This window comes from Micromonospora lupini str. Lupac 08 (assembly GCF_000297395.2).
Lineage (GTDB): Bacteria > Actinomycetota > Actinomycetes > Mycobacteriales > Micromonosporaceae > Micromonospora > Micromonospora lupini.
This window is the reverse complement of sequence record NZ_HF570108.1, coordinates 6,771,161-6,789,057: the sequence shown is the minus strand read 5'-3', so window position 1 is coordinate 6,789,057 and position 17,897 is coordinate 6,771,161. Positions and strand designations below refer to the sequence as shown.

The window sequence follows — 17,897 nt, the reverse complement described above, 5'->3', positions numbered from 1 at the left end:
GCGGTGGCGTCGCTGCCGTCTTTTTTCGTCAGTACCGGGGTTCTGCCTTGGGATGGGTTCTCTTGTTCTAGGCGGTTCGGCGCATTTGTAGTTCGTTGAGGGCGGGGATCGTGGGGTGGGGCACTCGTACGCCGGTGTCGGTGAAGCCCAGCCGCTGGTAGGCCCGGTAGGCGCGGTCGTTGCCCACCACCACCTCCAGCAGCAGCTCCGGCCGACCGCAGGCCCGCGACCAGGCGGCCACCCCGTCGATCAGCTCGCCGAGCAGCCCGCTGCCCCGCCAGGCCGGCGTGACGTACACGGCGTAGATGACTGTCAGCCCCGGCTCGTCCGGAGCGACAGTGCCGCCGGCGTGCCCGACCAGCCGACCGCCCGGGTCCGCGACGAACTGCGCATTGTTCGGGCCGGCCGAGGTGTACGCGATGCGGGCGGCGTACTCGCGGTGCGGTCGGGCCGCCGCGTCCGCCAGGGTCTCCAGGAAGGCCAACGGCGCGTCGGCGAGCATCTCCAGGCGCAGCGCCCGCATCCGGGCGGCGTCCTCCGGCCGAACCCGGTGGATCTGCGCCTGCCGCAGGACCGGTGAGCCCGTGTCGGTGGTCATGCCCGCATGCCTACCACAGGCGCGTGAGCCGACTCGGGGCGTGCCAGGGTCCGACGCCTGGTGGCCGGGCGGGCCTGCCTGCCGCCGTTCTGGTCCCCCTCCGCAACGGTCGTCCGCAGCCCTTTCCGACCCCGTCCCGGCCCCGGCCGACCGTCCAGGAATATGCCCGATTTGGGGTCGTGCGTCGCCGTCACTCCTCGTGTAGCGTGCGATTTCGGTCACCCTTTCAGCGGCGGTCATCGATCGCTGACGCGGTGGTCGAGGGCGTCCGGCCGTGCCGCGCGCCCGGGCAGGCAACGCCGCGCAAGAGTGAGGGATGTGCACCGTGGCACAGGGCACCGTGAAGTGGTTCAACGCCGAAAAGGGCTACGGCTTCATCGCCGTCGACGGCGGTCAGGACGTGTTCGTCCACTTCTCCGCGATCGAGATGGACGGCTACAAGGCGCTGGACGACGGTCAGCGCGTGGAGTTCGAGATCGCCCAGGGCCAGAAGGGCCCGCAGGCGGAGCACGTACGCGTCATCGCCTGAGCGATTTCCCGACCTCCTCGCTCGCGGATTGCCCCCGATCGGCTGGCGGGTCGGTGCTGCGATGCGGACGCCCGCCCGGGAAGATCGTGAACCGTTCCAGCCGATGCTGAGGAGGGTTCATGACCGACCAGTCGCCCCCGCCCACCACGCCCTCCGGGCCGGGTGAACCGGGCCCGTCCGACCCCACCTCACCCGTCTCCGGCGCGGCCCCGGGCACGCCACCCGTCTCCGGCGCGGCCCCGGGCACGCCACCCGTCTCGGGCGCGGCCCCGGGCACGCCACCCGTCTCCGGCGCAGACCCCGGGCCGCCGCCCGGATTCGGCCCCGGGACGCCTCCCGGACACGGGCCGCCGCCCGGCCCGACTCAGGGCTGGGGGCAGGCGGGCCCGGCGGGTACGCCCGATCCCACCGCGCCGGGTGGCTGGGGTCCGGCGGCTGGGTCGCCTCCCGGTTGGGATCCCGCGCAGGGTGGCTGGAGTCCGCCGGCTGGGCCGCCTCCCGGTGTGCCGCCGCAGGGGTGGGGCTATCCGCCCGCCGGCGACTACCCGCCCGGGGCGGGCCCCTACGGTGGACAGCAGTGGTATCCGGGGGCGCCGGTCGGCTGGTACCCGCCGGGTCACGGGTTCGATCCGACCGACGCCCTGGTCACTCCGCCCGGCGCCGGCATCGGGGCCTGGTTCGAGCGGTGCGGGGGCGCGCTGCGCCGGGGCTGGCGGCAATTGGTGCCGATCATGCTGCTCACGCAGGTGTTGCCGGCGGCGGTGGTCTCGATCGTCCTGCTGGGCGTGGACCCGACGCCCGCCTGGGAGGCGCAGGCCCAGATGGATCCGGCGGCCGGGCTGCCGGACAACTTCGCCGTCACCCTGGCAACCCTCGTCGGCGCGTTGGTCGGCAGCAGCCTGCTGATCGGTCTGGTGCAGGCGGTGGGGTGGGCCGCCGGCAGTTGGGTGATCACCCAGCAGGCGACCGGCCGGCCCGGCAACCTCGATTCGGCGCTGCGGTACGGGCTACGCCGGGCGCTCGGCCTGTGGGGCTGGACGCTGCTGATCAGTCTCCTCATCGGTATCGGTTCCTGCTGCTGCGTCCTGCCGGGCATCTATCTGGCGTTCGCGTTGAGCCTGGCCGGCCCGGTCTACCTCTTCGAGCGGCAGAACCCGATCGGCCGGTCGTTCGGGATGTTCCACGCCCGCCTCGGGCTGATGCTCGGTCGGGTGGCAGTGGTGGGCGCAGCGGTGATCGTCGGCACCGCGGTTCCCGGCGTCATCGAGTCGGCGGGCACCGCCGCGTTCGGTGCGGACCCGTTCGCCTCCCCGGGCGCCGCCGTCGGGGCGGTGGCCGTGATCGCTGTCACGGCGCTGCTGGCACTGCCGGCCCATCTCGCCCAGTTGGTCGGTCTGCTGATCACGTACGCCGAGCAACGCGCCCATGAGGCGCCGGTGAACGGGGCCACACTGGCCGCGGAACTCGGCTGAGCGGGCCCATCGTGCTTGCACTCGGCAGGTGAGAGTGCTAAACAAGTCATTGGCACTCGCACACCGTGAGTGCCAATGGTCGGGACGGTGGGGCCAGGTTGCCCGGGCGTGGAGACGCCGGGGCGGCACATGGCCGGTCGTCGCGGGCTATCCGGCCCGGCCGAAGGACGTCGTCGTCGCCTGGTGGCGACGTCCCAAGGTGCGTACACCAGGCGGCCCATCCGGGACACACACTCGGGTGGCCGTGAGTGTCCAGGAGGACAACGCCGTATGGCAAAGATGATCGCGTTCGACGAAGAGGCGCGCCGCGGCCTCGAGCGTGGCATGAACCAGCTCGCCGACGCCGTAAAGGTGACCCTCGGCCCCAAGGGCCGCAACGTCGTGCTCGAGAAGAAGTGGGGTGCCCCCACCATCACCAACGATGGTGTGAGCATCGCCAAGGAGATCGAGCTCGAGGACCCGTACGAGAAGATCGGCGCCGAGCTGGTCAAGGAGGTCGCCAAGAAGACCGACGACGTTGCCGGTGACGGCACGACGACGGCGACCGTCCTGGCCCAGGCCCTGGTTCGCGAGGGCCTGCGCAACGTGGCCGCCGGCGCCAACCCGATGGCCCTGAAGCGGGGCATCGAGGCCGCGGTCGCGAGCGTCTCGGAGGAGCTGTCCAAGCTCGCCAAGGACGTCGAGACCAAGGAGCAGATCGCCTCCACCGCCTCCATCTCCGCTGGCGACAGCACCGTCGGCGAGATCATCGCCGAGGCGATGGACAAGGTCGGCAAGGAAGGCGTCATCACCGTCGAGGAGAGCAACACCTTCGGGCTGGAGCTTGAGCTCACCGAGGGTATGCGCTTCGACAAGGGCTACATCTCGGCCTACTTCATGACCGACCCGGAGCGCATGGAGGCCGTCTTCGACGATCCCTACCTCCTGATCGTCAACAGCAAGATCTCGTCGGTCAAGGACCTGCTCCCGATCCTCGAGAAGGTCATGCAGTCGGGCAAGCCGCTGCTGATCATCTCCGAGGACATCGAGGGCGAGGCCCTGGCGACCCTGGTCGTCAACAAGGTCCGGGGCACCTTCAAGTCCGTCGCCGTCAAGGCGCCGGGCTTCGGTGACCGCCGTAAGGCCATGCTCGCCGACATCGCCATCCTCACCGGTGGCCAGGTCATCAGCGAGGAGGTCGGCCTCAAGCTGGACGCCGTCGGTCTCGACATGCTGGGCCGCGCCCGCAAGGTCGTGGTGACCAAGGACGAGACCACCATCGTCGACGGTGCCGGCGACGCCGACCAGATCCAGGGTCGGGTCAACCAGATCCGGGCCGAGATCGACAAGAGCGACTCCGACTACGACCGTGAGAAGCTGCAGGAGCGGCTGGCCAAGCTGGCCGGCGGCGTTGCGGTCATCAAGGTCGGCGCGGCCACCGAGGTCGAGCTCAAGGAGCGCAAGCACCGCATCGAGGACGCCGTTCGCAACGCGAAGGCGGCCGTCGAGGAGGGCATCGTCCCGGGTGGTGGCGTCGCGCTGGTGCAGGCCGGCAAGACCGCCTTCGACAAGCTCGACCTGGTCGGCGACGAGGCGACCGGTGCGAACATCGTCAAGGTCGCGCTGGACGCCCCGCTGCGGCAGATCGCCGTCAACGCCGGCCTCGAGGGCGGCGTCGTGGTGGAGAAGGTCCGTAACCTCGAAGCGGGTCACGGTCTGAACGCCGCCAACGGCGAGTACGTCGACCTGCTGGCCGCGGGCATCATCGACCCGGCCAAGGTGACGCGCTCGGCGCTGCAGAACGCCGCGTCCATCGCGGCGCTCTTCCTCACCACCGAGGCCGTCGTCGCGGACAAGCCGGAGAAGACCCCGGCTGCCCCGGCTGGCCCGGGTGGCGGGGACATGGACTTCTGAGTCCAGTTCCGACACACCGAACGGGGCGGGCCGCTGACGCGGTCCGCCCCGTTCGTCGTCAGGTGGGCAGCGGGCGCTGGTTGCGGCGCTTCTGCGCCCGGTCGTACGGCGGCAGCAGCTGGATCGGCGCGTCCACCATCTCCTGCGGTTCCTCGGCCAGCGGCTCGCCGTCGGTGGTCATCTCGGCCAGTTGCTCGGCGTCGCCGTAGTCGAGCCGGTCGAACGGCACGTGGCCGGGCAGTTCGCCTACCGGTTTCCAGGTGATCGGCGGGCCGTCCTCGGTCTGGTCGTCATCCGTGGTCATGGCTGCCTCCTCTACCGAAACGGTAGAAGGCGTCCATGGGCGATGCGGGCGAATGGATTGATGTCCCATTTGCCCTCTCACGTCACCGGCAGGGACCGCCGGTACAGGAAGAAGACCCGCTCGATCCGGGCACCCGCGCTGCCGGAGTAGAACGGCACCGGCCCGACCCAGCCGATCTGCGCCCGGTCCACCCCCGCCGCCCGCTGGTCGCGCAGGCAGCGTCGCAGCAGCACCCCACCGATGCCCGAACCCTCGGCGGAGGGCGCGGTGCCCATCGGCCCGAACCAGCTCGGCCGGGACGACCCGTAGGCCGCGAAGCCCAGCACCTCGCCGGCCCGCTCCGCCAGGTGGCAGCCGGCCCTCGCGCGGCCCACCGACCCGGCCAGCTCCCCGTCCCAGGCGCCACCGAAGGTGGACCGGGCGAACGCGGCCAGCGCCGGCAGGTCCGCGGGCTCCGCCCGGCGTACCGTGATGCCCTGCCCGGCCAGCCGTTGCTCCGCAGCCTCCGTGGACCGCAGGGCCGGTGACTCGTCGTACGACAGGTCCGCCGTCATGTTCCAGGCGGTCTGGTCCTGGCGGTAGCCGAGAGCCAGGGCGGCGCACACCGCCGGCGTGTAACGCACGTCGATGCCCGGCCAGGCGTAGTACGGCGGGTTCCCGGCCAGCAGCACCTCGGTGACACCGCGTCGGCCGAGCGCCTGCTCGGCGCGCGACAGCAGCGCGCGGCCCACCCCCCGACGGCGCTGCCCGGGGAGCACCGCGACCAGGTCCACGTGCCCGACGCCCACCTCGGTCGGCGACACCGAGCAGAGCAGCACCCCGACCAGGTCGTTGCCCCGGTACGCGCCCAGCCCGACCACGGCGCGGTCGGCGGCGGCCCGGGTCCACAGCACGTCCACGATGGCGCCCGCCTCGGCGGCGTCCTCGGGCAGGTCGAGCGCCTGCTCGCAGACTCGCGCCACGGTGGGCGCGAGGTCGGGGCTCAGTTCGGCGACGGTGATCTCGGCGTCCATGGTCGCCGACCCTAGATCACCTGCTGGCGGTGACCGGCCCCGCCCTCGTTCACCCCTGGGCGGCGCGAACGGCGGCGTACGCGTCGACCTGGCCGGCGCCTGTGACGTTCCCCGGGCCGCCGCAGGCGTCGGCGCGGTTGTCGGAGCGGTACGTCGGCTCGGCCGGCGTGGCGGTGTCCCGCAGGATCTGCCGGGTGCGGGTCAGGTCCCCGACAAGCGCCGGGTTCGCCGACCACATGAGCGCGACCACCCCCGCCACCTGCGGGGTCGCCATCGACGTGCCGTCCAGCGCCGCGTACCCGCCGCCGGGCATGGCCGACACCACGCCCACCCCGGGGGCCAGCACGTCCGGTTTGCCCGTGCCGCCCGGCACCGGCCCGCGTGAGGAGAACTCGGCCACCCGCCGCTGCGCGTCCACCGCGCCGACGGTCAGCACGTTCGCGTACGGAGCGGGCGGGTCGTCGATCGACGCGCACCACGGGCCGGTGTTGCCGGCCGCGGCGACCACGAAGATCCCGGCGGCGTCCAGCGCCGTGGTGGCCGGGAGCAGCGCCTCCCGGTCGCAGCCCTCGATCGCCGGGCAGCCCCACGAGTTGGTGAGCACCTGCGGGGCGCGCTCCGGCCGGCCGTCGGTGAACGGGTCACCGCCGGTCGGGAAGGGCGCCAGCATGAACTGGAGGCAGTCCAGGTAGTGCCCCGGGCTGCCCAGGTTGCGGTCCAGGTTGACGCAGCCCACCCACTGCGCGTCCGGCGCCACCCCGATGCCGTCCCGTCCGACCGCGCTGCCCACCGTGTGGGTGCCGTGGCCGCCCTGGTCGTTCGGCGCCCGGGTGCCGTCCCACGGGTCGTACCAGGAGTCGTCCCCGCCTCGGAACCCGGCCCGTAGCGCCGGATGGCCGCCGTCCACGCCGGAGTCGGAGCTGCCGACCACGATTCCCCTGCCGGTCACGCCCAACTGGGACCAGACGCGGTCCGCGCCGAGCTGACGGATGTTCCACTCCGGGCCGGTCGGTGCCGGCGCGGTGCCCCGATTCTGTCCCGCCGGGGCCGGCAGCGGCCGCAGGCGCTGGCTGACCAGCACCCGGGCCACCTCGGGTCGCCGCGCGAGCCAGGCCCGTACGGCCGGGCCACCATCCACCTCGACCGCGTTGACCAGGTAGTACGGCACCGGGTCGAGTCGTAGCCGCCGCGCCGTGCGGCGCAGGTCGGCCTGACTGCGGTCGGCGGTGCTCACCAGCCGCCGGTAGACCTCCGCCGCCCGGGCGTCCCGTCCGGCCTGCCCGGGGGCGCCGGCCGGGATGCCGCTCAGGTCGGCCTGCTCGCGCAGCACCACCAGCAGCCGCTCCCCGTACAGGCCGGGTTGGCCGGGCCCGACGTCGACGACACCCACCGTCACCAGCAGGACCGCCGCCGCCAGCGCGGCGACCCGGCGACTCGGGGTATGCGCCGCCGGCCGGGCCAGCAGCACCGCGTACCCGATGGCGACCACGACCGCGACGGCGAGGCCGGCGACGGCGGCGGCCGCCACCCAGAACGGCACGTCCCGGGTGCCGATCAGCAGCAGGCTGATCTCCTCCGGGTCGGTGAACGCCAGCGGGCCGAGCGCGGCCAGACCCACCAGCCAGCCGGTCGCCGTCCGGCCGGCCCGTGCGGCGTCGGCCGGGTCGGCGGTGGCCCGCCAGGCTGCGGCCCACAGCGCGGCCAGTGCGAAACCCACCGGTGGCAGGGTCAGCAGCGCGGGCAACTGCGCGCCCGACTGGCCGGTGCCGGCCGCGAGGAGCAGCAGCGCCACCCCGGCGACCAGACCTCCGAGCAGGACCAGCCGGGCCGGCCGGGGCGGCCGGCCGACCGCGAACTCCGACCAGAAGGTGGCGTCCAACAGTGTCGCGGCCAGCACCCCGAGCGCCGCTGCCGCCACCAGCGCGAGCACCGTCTCCAGGAGCCCGCCGAGCGCGCCCAGCCAGGCCCACGGCAGCAGCAGCGCCAGACCGGCGGCGACCGCGAGCAGCGGCACCGGCCCCGGCCGGCGCGATCCCCGCCGGCCCCCGACCGACTCCGGGCGCCCGCCGGCTGTCGACGCGGCGTGGATGTCCGGGCTTTCGGCGGCTGTCGACGCGGCGTGGATGTCCGGGTTACCGGCGGCCGACGACGTGGCGTCGTCGCTCGGCTCCGGGCTCTCGGCGGTCTGGGCTCGGGCGACGTCGCGGTGCAGCACCGCGCCGCCGGTCTCGTCGCCGGTCCGCGCGGTGGCGTTGGGCGCGCTGCCGACGTCCGAGGCGGACGAGCGGCGCGCCGACCAGGCCACGGCGAGTGCGCTGAGCACCGCGGCGCCGGCCAGCCCAGCGAGGTACGCCTCATGGTGCACCGGCGGCACGACCCGCAGCAGGGTGAGCACCCCGAGGGCGAGTGCCCCGACCAGCCAGGCCCGCCCGGTGGCCCGGACCGGGGTCGACCGGGGCAGCACCGCCAGCAGCAGGGCGGGCGTGCCGACCAACACGACGACGGTCAGGCCGAGCACCGGCCAGAGCCAGCCGACCCGGTCCCGTCCGAAGCTGAGCAGCACCTGGTCGGTGACCCAGCCGCCGGTCTGGGTGGCCGCGGTGACCGCAACGGTCCAGAAGCCGACCAGCACGGCGGCGACCACCGACCATGGCGAGGAGCGACCGGGTTGCGCAGGTTGACCGTGCATCCGGAAACCTTACGACCACGACAGAGGTTCCCCACCCGCCCGTCACGGGACGGGACACCGAAGAATCGCCCAGATGTTGGACAGTTTCCGTCAACGGATGACGGAAACTGTCCAAGATCTGCGACCGCCGCCGTGGGGGCGGGGTGCGGCGCTGAATGTCGACACGCTGGCGTGGCGGTTACGGTGGATGGGTGCGTGACCCCAACATCTCCCGATCCGTCGCCGCGCAACTCTCGCCGGTCCGCCGTACGGCCGACCTGCGCCGACTCCGCGCCGAGCGCTTCGACGTGCTGGTCATCGGGGGTGGGGTGACCGGTGCGGGCGCCGCCCTCGACGCGGCGTCCCGGGGCCTGAAGGTGGCCCTGGTCGAGGCGCGCGACTTCGCCTCGGGCACGTCGAGCCGATCCAGCAAGCTCATCCACGGCGGGCTGCGCTATCTGGAGCAGTTGGAGTTCCACCTGGTCCACGAGGCGCTTACCGAGCGGGGCCTGCTGGCCACCCGGCTCGCGCCGCACCTGGTCCGCCCGGTGCCGTTCCTGGTGCCGCTGCCGGCCGGTCGGGGCCTGCGGGACCTGCCCGCCCGGATCTTCCGCCGCTCGTACTACGGCGCGGGCGTGGCCACCTACGACGCCTTCGCCGGTCTCTTCGGCGGTGGTCGGGGCATGCCGCTGCACCGGCACCTGACCCGGGAGGGGGCCCGGCGGATCTTCCCGAGCCTGCGGGCCGACGCGCTGGCCGGGGCGATCCGCTACTACGACGGGCAGGTCGACGACGCCCGGCTGGTCGTCACCCTGGCCCGTACCGCCGCCAGCCTCGGCGCCACGGTGGTGAGCAGCGCCCGCGCCGTCGGGCTGATCCGGCAGGCGCGCGAGGTGACAGGCGTCCGGGTCCGCGACCTGGAGGCGCCGGCCGGCTCCCCGGACGCCGAGTTCGAGGTGCACGCCCGGACCGTCATCGCGGCCACCGGCGTGTGGAGCGACGACATGTCCCGGATGCTCAACGACGTGGGTCTGCGGCCCGGCGTCCGGGTGCGCGCCTCGAAGGGGGTGCACCTGGTGGTGCCCCGCTCGGCGATCACCGGCGAGACGGGGCTCATCCTGCGTACGGCGAAGTCGGTGCTCTTCGTCATCCCGTGGGGCGGGCACTGGATCATCGGCACGACCGACACCGACTGGCGACTGGACCGGTCCCACCCGGCGGCGTCGGCCCGCGACATCGACTACCTGTTGCAGCAGGTCAACACCGTGCTGGACCGGCCGCTGACCACCGCCGACATCGAGGGTGTCTACGCCGGGCTGCGCCCGCTGCTGGCCGGCGAGGCCGACTCCACCTCGAAGCTCTCCCGTGAGCACGCGGTGTTCGAGCCGATGCTCGGGCTGCTGCTGGTGGCCGGGGGCAAGTACACGACGTACCGGGTGATGGCGTCCGACGTGGTCGACCGGGCCGTACGCCGCCTGGGTGGCGCCCGCGCGTCGCGTACCGCCGACCTGCCGCTGCTCGGCGCCGACGGGTACCCGGCGATGTGGCGGGACCGGGCCGACCTGGCGCGCCGGCACGGCGTGCCGGTGGGCGTGGTGGAGCACCTGTTGGAGCGGTACGGCACTCTCACGCTCGACCTGCTTGCGCTTGTCGACGCCGATCCGTTGCTGGCGTCCCCGCTGGCCGGCGCCCCGGAGTACCTGGCCGCGGAGGTCGCCTACGCGGCTCGGGCCGAGGGCGCGCTGCACCTGGAGGACGTGCTGACCCGGCGGACCCGGATCTCGTTCGAGACCAGCCACCGTGGTCTGGAGTCGGCCGAGCACACCGCCGAGCTGATGGGTGCGGTGCTCGGGTGGGACGCGGCGAGGAGCGCCCGCGAGGTCGAGCACTACCGCGCGCGGGTGGAGGCGGAGCGGCAGTCCCAGTTGATGCCTGACGACGCCGGGGCGGACGCGGCCCGACTCGGCGCGCCGGACGTACGGGGTTACGCGGCGGACCGGGGTGACGACGACCAGGCCGAGCTGCGCCCGACGGCGAGATGACCGGAAAGTAACGTTACCGAGTGGTAACTATCGATACCGGCCCGGATGGTGGTTTCGAACGCTACCTACGGTGGGGTAGGTTTCCGCGCGTGCTTTACCGCGCGCACCCCCGTCTGCTCACCCCCCTACTTGCCGTGGTGCTCGCCGTCGCCCTGACCGGGTGTTCGCTGTTCGGCCGCGACGACGCCGACACATCTGTCGCCCAACCGCCGGCCGGCTCGGCGGCCGGCGGGTCCGCACCCGAGATCCCGACCACTGTCGCCGTGGGCCAGGTCAGCCTGATCCAACGGCTCGGCGCGGACGCTCCGCTGCGCACGTTGAGCGTCGAGCGGGACGGCTCGTGGCAGTGCCTCGACTGCGCCGGCGACGGGGTCACCTCCCGGGGCCGGCTGGCTCCGGAGCAGACCGAACGCCTCCAGGTGCTGCTCGCGGACCCCCGGCTCGCCGAGGAGACCGACCAGGTCCGGCGCTACCGGACCACCTGCATCGACGCGCTGACGTCCAGCCTGCTCACCTCGTCCGGGCTGATCACCTCGCAGGACTGCCCGGGTGAGGAACGCCCGACGGTGGCGGGGGAGATCCTGTTGCTGCTCACCCAGGCGACGCCGGCCGAGGTCAAGGGCTGACCCGCACGCCGCCGACCGGAGTCAGAGCACCTTGCCCGGGTTGAGCAGGCCGGCCGGGTCCAGCGCCGCCTTGATGGCCTGGTGCACCCGGACGCCGACCGGGCCGATCTCCCGCGCCAGCCAGTCCCGCTTGAGCAGCCCCACCCCGTGCTCACCGGTGCAGGTGCCGCCCAGCTCCAGGCCGAGCCGCATGATCTCGTCGAACGCCCGCCGGCCCCGCTCCACGCTCGCCGGGTCCGCCCGGTCGACGACGATGTTCGGGTGCATGTTGCCGTCCCCGGCGTGCCCCACCACGCCGATCGGCACGTCGCAGTCCGCCGCGATCCGGGCCACCCCGTCCAGCAGCGCGGCGAGCGCGCCCCGCGGCACCGCCACGTCGTCGATCACCAGACCACCGCTGCCGTCCGGGTGGGTGTCGGCGGCGAACTTCTCCATCGCCGGATGGGCCAGGCGGCGAGCCTGCAACAACGCCGCCGCCTCCAGCGCGTCGGTGGCCGCGTAGACCTCCTCGGCGCCGGCCGCCTCGCACACCTCGGCCAGGGCGGCCAGGTCGTCGCCCGCCCGGCTGCCGGTGTCGGCGGCGGCGAGCAACAGGGCCTGCGCGTCGGTTCGCAGCCCCATCGGCTGGTACGCCTCGATCGCCCGCAGGTGGGTCTGGTCCAGCAGCTCCAGCAGGCTGGGCGTGAGGCCCCGCGCGGCGATCTGCGCCACCGCCGTGCCGGCCGCCGCCGTGGAGCCGAAGACCGCCACCAGGGTCAACGAGTCGGCCGGGGCGGGCCGCAGCGCCACGGTCACCTCGGTGATCACCCCGAGGGTGCCCTCCGAGCCGACGAAGAGCCGCGTCAGGTCGTAGCCGGCCACCCCCTTGGCCGTCCGCCGCCCGGTGCGCAGCACCTCGCCGGAGGCGAGCACCACCTCCAGGCCGAGCACGTACTCCGTGGTCACGCCGTACTTCACGCAGCACATGCCGCCCGCGTTGGTGGCCACGTTGCCGCCGATCGTGGACGACTCCCAGGAGCCGGGGTCCGGCGGGTACCAGAGGCCCTGTTCGGCGACCGCCGCGGCGAGCGCCGCGTTGACCACGCCGGGCTGGACCACCGCGATCCGGCTCACCGGGTCGATCTCCCGGATCTCGTCCATCGCGACGGTGCTGAGCACCACCGCGCCGTCCACCGCGTTCGCCGCGCCGGCCAGCCCGGTCCGCGCGCCCTGCGGCACCAGCGGTACGCCGTGCCGCGCCGCCGCCCGCACCACCGCGACCACCTGCTCGGTGGTGCGCGGACGGGTCACCACGAGGGGGACGCCGGCAGCGCAGAGGTCGGCCTCGTCGCGCTGGTGTACGCGCAGGAGGTCCGGGTCGGTGAGTACGGCGTTCTCGCCCAGGGCGGCACGCAGGTCGTCGAGGAGTCCGGTGGGGGCCATGCCGCCGAGGCTAGGTCGCCGGCCACCGATCATCAACGCGGGCTAACTTGGGCACCATGCTCTACCTGGACCGGCCGGCCTGGCCGTGGCGCGGTCGACTCTGGTCGCACCTGATCAGCGACGTCTCCTACGCCGAGTTGCACGCCTTCGCCGAGGCGCTGGGCGCGCCCCGGCGCGGGTTCGACCGGGACCACTACGACATCCCGGCCGACCGGTTCGCGGCGGCGGTGTGGCTCGGTGCCCGGGTGGTGCCGAGCCGGGAACTGGTCCGGTTGCTGCGCGACGCCGGGCTGCGTCGTCCGAAGCACCTGGTCAGACCGGGATCGTCGGCGGCCCGCTGAGTGCGGCCAGCTCGCGGCGCAGGTTGTCCCGGGCGCGCTGCTCCCACCGCTGCGCGAGCGGCGGCAGCCGGAACAGCGCGGGGAGCGCCAGCAGCCCGGTGAGCACGGCGGCGCGTCCGGTCCGGAAGGCCGACTCGGGCACGTGTGCGTACTCCTGCCTGATCGCCGCCGCGTAGCGGTCGTAGGCGGCCGGCGGCCCGGCCAGCACGGCGAGGTCCGCGTCGCAGAGCAGGGCGCCGTCGGCGTCGCCGGGCGCCACGGCGTGCCCGGCGGTGAGCAGGACCAGCCGGCGCACCTCGACCACCGCGGGCGTCGGCACCCCGAGCCCGGTGAGCACGTTCCCGGCCAGCGCGGCGCTGTCGCGTTCGTTGGTGTCGCCCGGGGCCCGCGGGTCGTAGACCGCGTCGTGGCACCAGGCGGCCAACCGGACCAGGTCGGGCCGGTCGGCCAGCGCGGCGTGCCGGTCCACCACGTCGAGGACGGCGCCCAGGTGCGCCACCGTGTGGTAGCGCCGGTGCGGCTCCCGCCACCGGGCGAGCAGTTCCTCGCCGGCCGTGGTGCAGCTCTCGTCGGGTCTCGCCCCGGCAGCACGGGCCGCCGCCCGCCACCGGTCCAGCAGATCGGCCACCGCCCGAGTCTGCCGCATCCCGCGCGTCGTATGCGGGCGGGAGGATTCACCGGGCCCGCCACGGGTAGTCGCGCCCATGGCGGTGGCCCGGGACAAGAGACCTCCGATGGTGCGACGTGCCCCGTTGCGGGACGGGTTGGTGGACGTCGACGGGGCGCGCATCGCCGAGGCCACCGAGCAACTGCGGCATCGTGGGCGGGCCACCCTGCACGACCGGCTGCACCGGGTGCGGATGGCGGGTGGGCTGGCCGTCCAGGCCGGGTTGGCGGCCGGCCTGGCGTACCTCATCTCGCACAAGGTGCTGGGCAACCCGCAACCGGTCTTCGCGCCGATCTCCGCGGTCGGCACGCTTGCCGCGTCGGTCGGGCAGCGGTTCCGCCGCACCGTGGAGCTGATCGTCGGGGTGGGCGTCGGGGTGTTCGTCGGCGACCTCCTGATCTACTTCCTCGGCACCGGCGCGTGGCAGCTCGGCCTGGTGGTCACGGTGGCGATCCTGCTCACCATCTTCGCCGGGGCGAGCGTGGCCATCGTGATCCAGGCGGCGGCCACGGCGGTGCTGATCGTGACGTTGAGCCCGTCCACCCAGAACCTGGAGATACCCCGCTTCGTCGACGCCTTCCTCGGCGGTGGCGTCGCATTGCTGGTGACGGCGGTGCTGCTGCCGCTGAACCCGCTCCGGGTGATCAACCGAGCCGCGCGACCGGCGCTGGACCTGCTCGCCGCCCAGCTCGACGCCACCGCCGACGGGCTGCGCGACCGGGACCGGGGCGCCATCCAGCGGGCGCTGGAGCGGCTGCGCAACAACAAGGACGAGCTGGCCACCCTGGCCGAGGCGATCGAGGGCGCGAAGGAGACGGCCACCCTGTCGCCGGCCCGCTGGCACCGCCGCGGCGAGCTGATCCACTACGCGGAGGCGGCCGATCCGATCGACCGCGCGATGCGCAACAGCGGCACGCTGATCCGGCGGTCCGTCACCCTGATCGAGGACGACGAGCCGGTACCGGATACGATGCCGGACTCGATCGGTCACCTCGCCGAGTCGGTCCGCCTGCTCAAGCACGAGTTCGCGGCCGGCGAGGAGCCGCAGAAGGCGCGGGAGCGGTCGTTGCGGGCCGTCAGCGAGGCCGGCCGGGCGTACGGGGCCGGGGTCGGCTTCTCCGGCAGTGTCGTGGTCGCCCAGATCCGGACCACGGCGAGCGACCTGCTGGTGGCCTCCGGCGTCGAGCAGGAGGAGGCGAACCGGTGGATCCGGACCGCCTTCGGGGAGCAGGAGCGGCCGGTCGGCGAACCGGCCGAGCCGGGTGAGGCGCCGAAGCCACCCACCGCCCCGCCTGTCGGCTGAACGCGGGCGGCGCGCGCCCGCCCCGTGCCAGCTCGGCCCAGCCCAGCCCAGCCCAGCTCAGCTCGGCCCAGCTCAGCTCAGCTCGGCGAGCGCGGCGAGCAGTCGGTCGACCTGGGCGGCCGTGCTGCCCAGACCGATGCTGGCGCGCAACGCGGTCGGCGGAAGATCCCGCCGGCCGGCACGTCCGGCAGCCTCACCCAGCAGCCGCCGGGCCAGCGGGTGGGCGCAGAACAGACCATCCCGTACGCCGATCCGGTGCTCCGTGGCCAGCCGGGCGGCCACCGCGGCGGAGTCCCAGCCGGCCACCACGAACGAGACGATGCCGACCCGGGGCGCGTCGGGGCCGAAGGTGCGCAGCTCCACCACGTGCGGCAGGGCGGCGAGGCCGGTGCGCAGCCGGGCCAGCAGCGCCTGCTCACGGGCGGCCAGCGCGACCCGGTCGGCGTCGGTCAGCGCGGCGCACACCGCCGCCAGCGCCACCGCGCCCAGCAGGTTCGGGGTGCCGCCCTCGTGTCGGGCCGGGCCGTACGCCCAGGTGACGTCGTGGGTGGCCGGCCCGACGTGGCTGGTGGCGCCGCCACCGGCCAGGTACGGCGCGGCGGCGTCCAGCCAGTCCGCCCGGCCGATGAGCACACCCGTGCCGAACGGGGCGTACAGCTTGTGGCCGGACACGGCCAGGTAGTCCACGTCGAGCGTGTCCAGATCGACCGGGGCGTGCGGGGCGAGCTGCGCGGCGTCGAGGACGATCCGGGCGCCGTGGCGGTGGGCCACCCGGGCCAGCTCGGCGACCGGCCACAGCTCGCCTGTCACATTGCTCGCGCCGGTCACGGCGACCAGCACCGGCAGCGCGGGGTTGCTGTCACGGCGCAGCTCGGTGAGGGCGGCGGCGAGAGCGCGTACCGCCCCGGCGGGGTCGGCGGGCACCGGCAGGCGCACCGAGCCGCGTGGCCAGGGCAGCAGGTTGGCGTGGTGCTCGCCCGCGAAGGTGACGACAGTCGTGCCGGCGGGCAGCGCCCGGGCCAGCAGGTTGAGGGCGTCGGTGGTGTTCCGCGTGAAGATCACGTGGTCGTCGGCGCGGGCGCCGAAGAAGTCGCCGACCGTCTGCCGGGCCCGCTCGTAGGCCAGCGTGCAGCGCCGCGACAGCGCTCCTGCGCCGCGGTGCACGCTGGCGTACCACGGGAGCAGTTCGGTCACCGCGTCGGCCGCGGCCCGCGCGCACGGCGCGGTGGCCGCGTAGTCGAGGTTGATCTCGCCGGGTACGCCGAGCACGTCGAGCGGCGCCGACGGCGCGGGCGCGACGGTGGGCAGGGCGGGCAGCGAGGGTACGAGGGTGACGGACACGCCGGAACCTCCGGGGTCAGGGACCCCGGGTGGTGTCGGGACGGGGTCCGCGCTTGCCCAGCACGAGGATCGGGCTGGGCCCGGTCATCACCCGGGGCACCCCACCGCGAACTCGACGAGGGTTGCCGGCCAGCAAGCCGGGGCTGAACGCTGGCACTCGTGACCTGCCCGCAGCATAGCGGCTGCGGATGCGACCGGACCAGCCGGCGGGGGATGGCTACGCTGACCGCATGGCCGACACCCCGCCCGGTGCACCCCTGCCGTCGTCGCCGCCCGCGTCCGCCGATCCGGCTGTCGTCGCGGCGCCCCGGATGCCGCCGCGCCGACCGAACTGGCTGCGGTTCCTGGTGCTGGCCGGGGTGGTGGCGTTCATCGCCGCGTGCGCGGTCTTCATGGTCTTCAAGCTCGGCGAGTCGCTCGGCGTGCAGGCTCTGTTGGTCGGGGTGGGGGCGGCGATCCTGCCGGTGCCGGTGCTGATCGCCTGCTTCCTGTGGCTCGACCGGTACGAGCCGGAGCCGCTGAAGTACCTGATCTTCTGCTTCGCCTGGGGCGCGTTCGTCTCCACCGCCGCCGCCCTCAACGTCAACGAGTTCGCCGCCGGACGGTTCGCCGACTGGGGGCTGCCGGACGCGCTCACCGGGGTGCTGGTGGCGCCGTTCATCGAGGAACTGACCAAGGCCCTCGGCCCGATCCTGCTGCTGGTGTTCCGGCGTCGGGAGTGGTCCGGCATCACCGACGGCCTGGTCTACTGCGGGCTCTCCGCGGTCGGTTTCGCGATGGTGGAGAACATCCTCTACCTGGGCGGGTACGGCTACGCGGCCGGCGCCGACCGGTACGGCCCGGCGACCGGCGCCCAGCAGGTGATCGCCATCTTCATCGTGCGGATCCTCCTGTTCGGGTTCGCCCATCCGCTCTTCACCTCGATGACAGGTGTGGGGCTCGGTGTCGCCTCGCGTTCGGCCGACCGGCGGGTCCGCGTGCTCGCCCCGATCGCCGGCCTGCTGCTGGCGATGATGCTGCACGGCACGTGGAACCTGCTGCCGACGTTGACCCAGGCCACCGGCGAAGCGGTGATCATGCTGTACGGCTTCCTCGGCCTGATGGTGCCGGTCTTCTTCGGGATGGTCGGGCTGGCCCTGTGGCTGCGCGCCTGGGAGGGGCGACTCACCGAGCGGATCCTGCCCGACTACGTGCGCGCGGGTTGGCTGAGCCCGCCCGAGGTGGCCGCGCTGAGCAGCCTGGGTCGCCGGCACGCGGCCCGCAGTTGGGCACGCCGGGTCGCGGGCGACGCCGGGGTGCGGGCGATGCGCGGGTACCAGGTCGCCGCGACGCGGCTGGCGCTGCTGCGCGACGGGATGCTGCGTGGTCTGGACCGTAAGCCGGGCGACCGCGAGCGGGCGGTTGCCGAGGAACGGCAACTGCTGGAGGCGATCACCGCGCACCGGTCGTTCTTCGTGGGGCGTGATCCGCAGGCGCCGGTGGGCGTCTGGGACGGAAGCAGCTACCACCTGCGCTTCCCGGACGGTACGTCGCGGCCGGTGGCCGCGCCCGAAGAGCCGGTGGTCCCGATCCCGGTGGTGCTGGCTCCGCCGCCACCTCCGATGGGCTACCCGCCGCCCGGCTGGCACGGCCTGCGCCCCGCCGCGCCCTGGCCGCCCGGTCACTCCTGACGGCGGTC

At 73.9% G+C, this 17,897-nt stretch carries 15 protein-coding genes and 1 riboswitch; of the genes, 8 read left to right on the top strand and 7 right to left on the bottom strand.

What is annotated here, in order from left to right; all coding sequences use genetic code 11:
- Positions 1 to 67: 67 nt before the first annotated feature.
- On the bottom strand, positions 68 to 598 hold the full coding sequence (locus MILUP08_RS32205) for a GNAT family N-acetyltransferase (protein WP_007465837.1): 531 nt from the start codon (positions 596 to 598) through the stop codon (positions 68 to 70).
- 325 nt (positions 599 to 923) lie between these two features.
- Here MILUP08_RS32205 and MILUP08_RS32200 point away from each other — a divergent pair, with 325 nt between their 5' ends.
- The 3 genes from MILUP08_RS32200 (at position 924) to groL (ending at position 4,492) form a co-directional block, all read left to right on the top strand.
- A complete protein-coding gene (locus tag MILUP08_RS32200) occupies positions 924 to 1,127 on the top strand; it encodes a cold-shock protein (protein ID WP_039909088.1) in 204 nt (67 codons plus the stop codon).
- A 503-nt stretch (positions 1,128 to 1,630) separates the two neighbouring features.
- Positions 1,631 to 2,599: a YciC family protein gene (locus MILUP08_RS32195; RefSeq protein ID WP_051065858.1), complete on the top strand. Its 969-nt coding sequence runs from the start codon at positions 1,631 to 1,633 to the stop codon at positions 2,597 to 2,599.
- A gap of 270 nt (positions 2,600 to 2,869) precedes the next feature.
- Complete coding sequence (gene groL / locus MILUP08_RS32190) at positions 2,870 to 4,492, top strand: chaperonin GroEL (protein WP_007465827.1); 1,623 nt, start codon at positions 2,870 to 2,872, stop codon at positions 4,490 to 4,492.
- Positions 4,493 to 4,550: 58 nt separating this feature from the next.
- Here the strand turns inward: groL and MILUP08_RS32185 are convergent, their stop codons facing one another.
- The 3 genes from MILUP08_RS32185 to MILUP08_RS32175 form a co-directional block, all read right to left on the bottom strand.
- On the bottom strand, positions 4,551 to 4,796 hold the full coding sequence (locus MILUP08_RS32185; RefSeq protein WP_007465825.1) for a hypothetical protein: 246 nt from the start codon (positions 4,794 to 4,796) through the stop codon (positions 4,551 to 4,553).
- A 77-nt stretch (positions 4,797 to 4,873) separates the two neighbouring features.
- Complete coding sequence (locus MILUP08_RS32180) at positions 4,874 to 5,809, bottom strand: GNAT family N-acetyltransferase (protein ID WP_007465823.1); 936 nt, start codon at positions 5,807 to 5,809, stop codon at positions 4,874 to 4,876.
- Positions 5,810 to 5,858: 49 nt separating this feature from the next.
- On the bottom strand, positions 5,859 to 8,498 hold the full coding sequence (locus MILUP08_RS32175; RefSeq protein WP_007465821.1) for a S8 family serine peptidase: 2,640 nt from the start codon (positions 8,496 to 8,498) through the stop codon (positions 5,859 to 5,861).
- A 206-nt stretch (positions 8,499 to 8,704) separates the two neighbouring features.
- Between MILUP08_RS32175 and MILUP08_RS32170 the strand changes: the two genes are divergently transcribed.
- Together MILUP08_RS32170 and MILUP08_RS32165 are read left to right on the top strand one after the other, a co-directional pair.
- The gene (locus tag MILUP08_RS32170) at positions 8,705 to 10,519 is read left to right on the top strand and encodes a glycerol-3-phosphate dehydrogenase/oxidase (protein ID WP_039909087.1); all 1,815 of its coding nucleotides are present in this window, start codon (positions 8,705 to 8,707) and stop codon (positions 10,517 to 10,519) included.
- A gap of 89 nt (positions 10,520 to 10,608) precedes the next feature.
- Complete coding sequence (locus MILUP08_RS32165; protein WP_007465817.1) at positions 10,609 to 11,145, top strand: hypothetical protein; 537 nt, start codon at positions 10,609 to 10,611, stop codon at positions 11,143 to 11,145.
- A gap of 21 nt (positions 11,146 to 11,166) precedes the next feature.
- Here the strand turns inward: MILUP08_RS32165 and MILUP08_RS32160 are convergent, their stop codons facing one another.
- Positions 11,167 to 12,567: an FAD-binding oxidoreductase gene (locus MILUP08_RS32160; protein ID WP_039907010.1), complete on the bottom strand. Its 1,401-nt coding sequence runs from the start codon at positions 12,565 to 12,567 to the stop codon at positions 11,167 to 11,169.
- Between the two features lie 56 nt (positions 12,568 to 12,623).
- Between MILUP08_RS32160 and MILUP08_RS32155 the strand changes: the two genes are divergently transcribed.
- Entirely contained in the window at positions 12,624 to 12,908 is a 285-nt protein-coding gene (locus tag MILUP08_RS32155) for a DUF4031 domain-containing protein (protein WP_007465813.1), read from the top strand.
- Here MILUP08_RS32155 and MILUP08_RS32150 read toward each other — a convergent pair.
- Positions 12,880 to 13,536 carry an HD domain-containing protein gene (locus tag MILUP08_RS32150; protein ID WP_144057050.1) on the bottom strand — a complete coding sequence of 219 codons (657 nt, stop codon included), beginning with the start codon at positions 13,534 to 13,536 and terminating at the stop codon, positions 12,880 to 12,882. The two genes, MILUP08_RS32155 and MILUP08_RS32150, sit on opposite strands and share 29 nt — an antisense overlap.
- Before the next feature lie 106 nt (positions 13,537 to 13,642).
- On the opposite strand from MILUP08_RS32150, the gene MILUP08_RS32145 reads away from it, so the two are divergent.
- Positions 13,643 to 14,878: an FUSC family protein gene (locus MILUP08_RS32145; protein ID WP_051066098.1), complete on the top strand. Its 1,236-nt coding sequence runs from the start codon at positions 13,643 to 13,645 to the stop codon at positions 14,876 to 14,878.
- 72 nt (positions 14,879 to 14,950) lie between these two features.
- On the opposite strand, the gene MILUP08_RS32140 is transcribed toward MILUP08_RS32145, so the two are convergent.
- The gene (locus MILUP08_RS32140; protein ID WP_007465807.1) at positions 14,951 to 16,219 is read right to left on the bottom strand and encodes an aminotransferase class V-fold PLP-dependent enzyme; all 1,269 of its coding nucleotides are present in this window, start codon (positions 16,217 to 16,219) and stop codon (positions 14,951 to 14,953) included.
- Positions 16,220 to 16,263: 44 nt separating this feature from the next.
- A riboswitch (SAM riboswitch) is annotated at positions 16,264 to 16,384 on the bottom strand.
- Positions 16,385 to 16,407: 23 nt separating this feature from the next.
- Between MILUP08_RS32140 and MILUP08_RS32135 the strand changes: the two genes are divergently transcribed.
- On the top strand, positions 16,408 to 17,889 hold the full coding sequence (locus MILUP08_RS32135; protein WP_007465804.1) for a PrsW family intramembrane metalloprotease: 1,482 nt from the start codon (positions 16,408 to 16,410) through the stop codon (positions 17,887 to 17,889).
- Positions 17,890 to 17,897 lie beyond the last annotated feature (8 nt).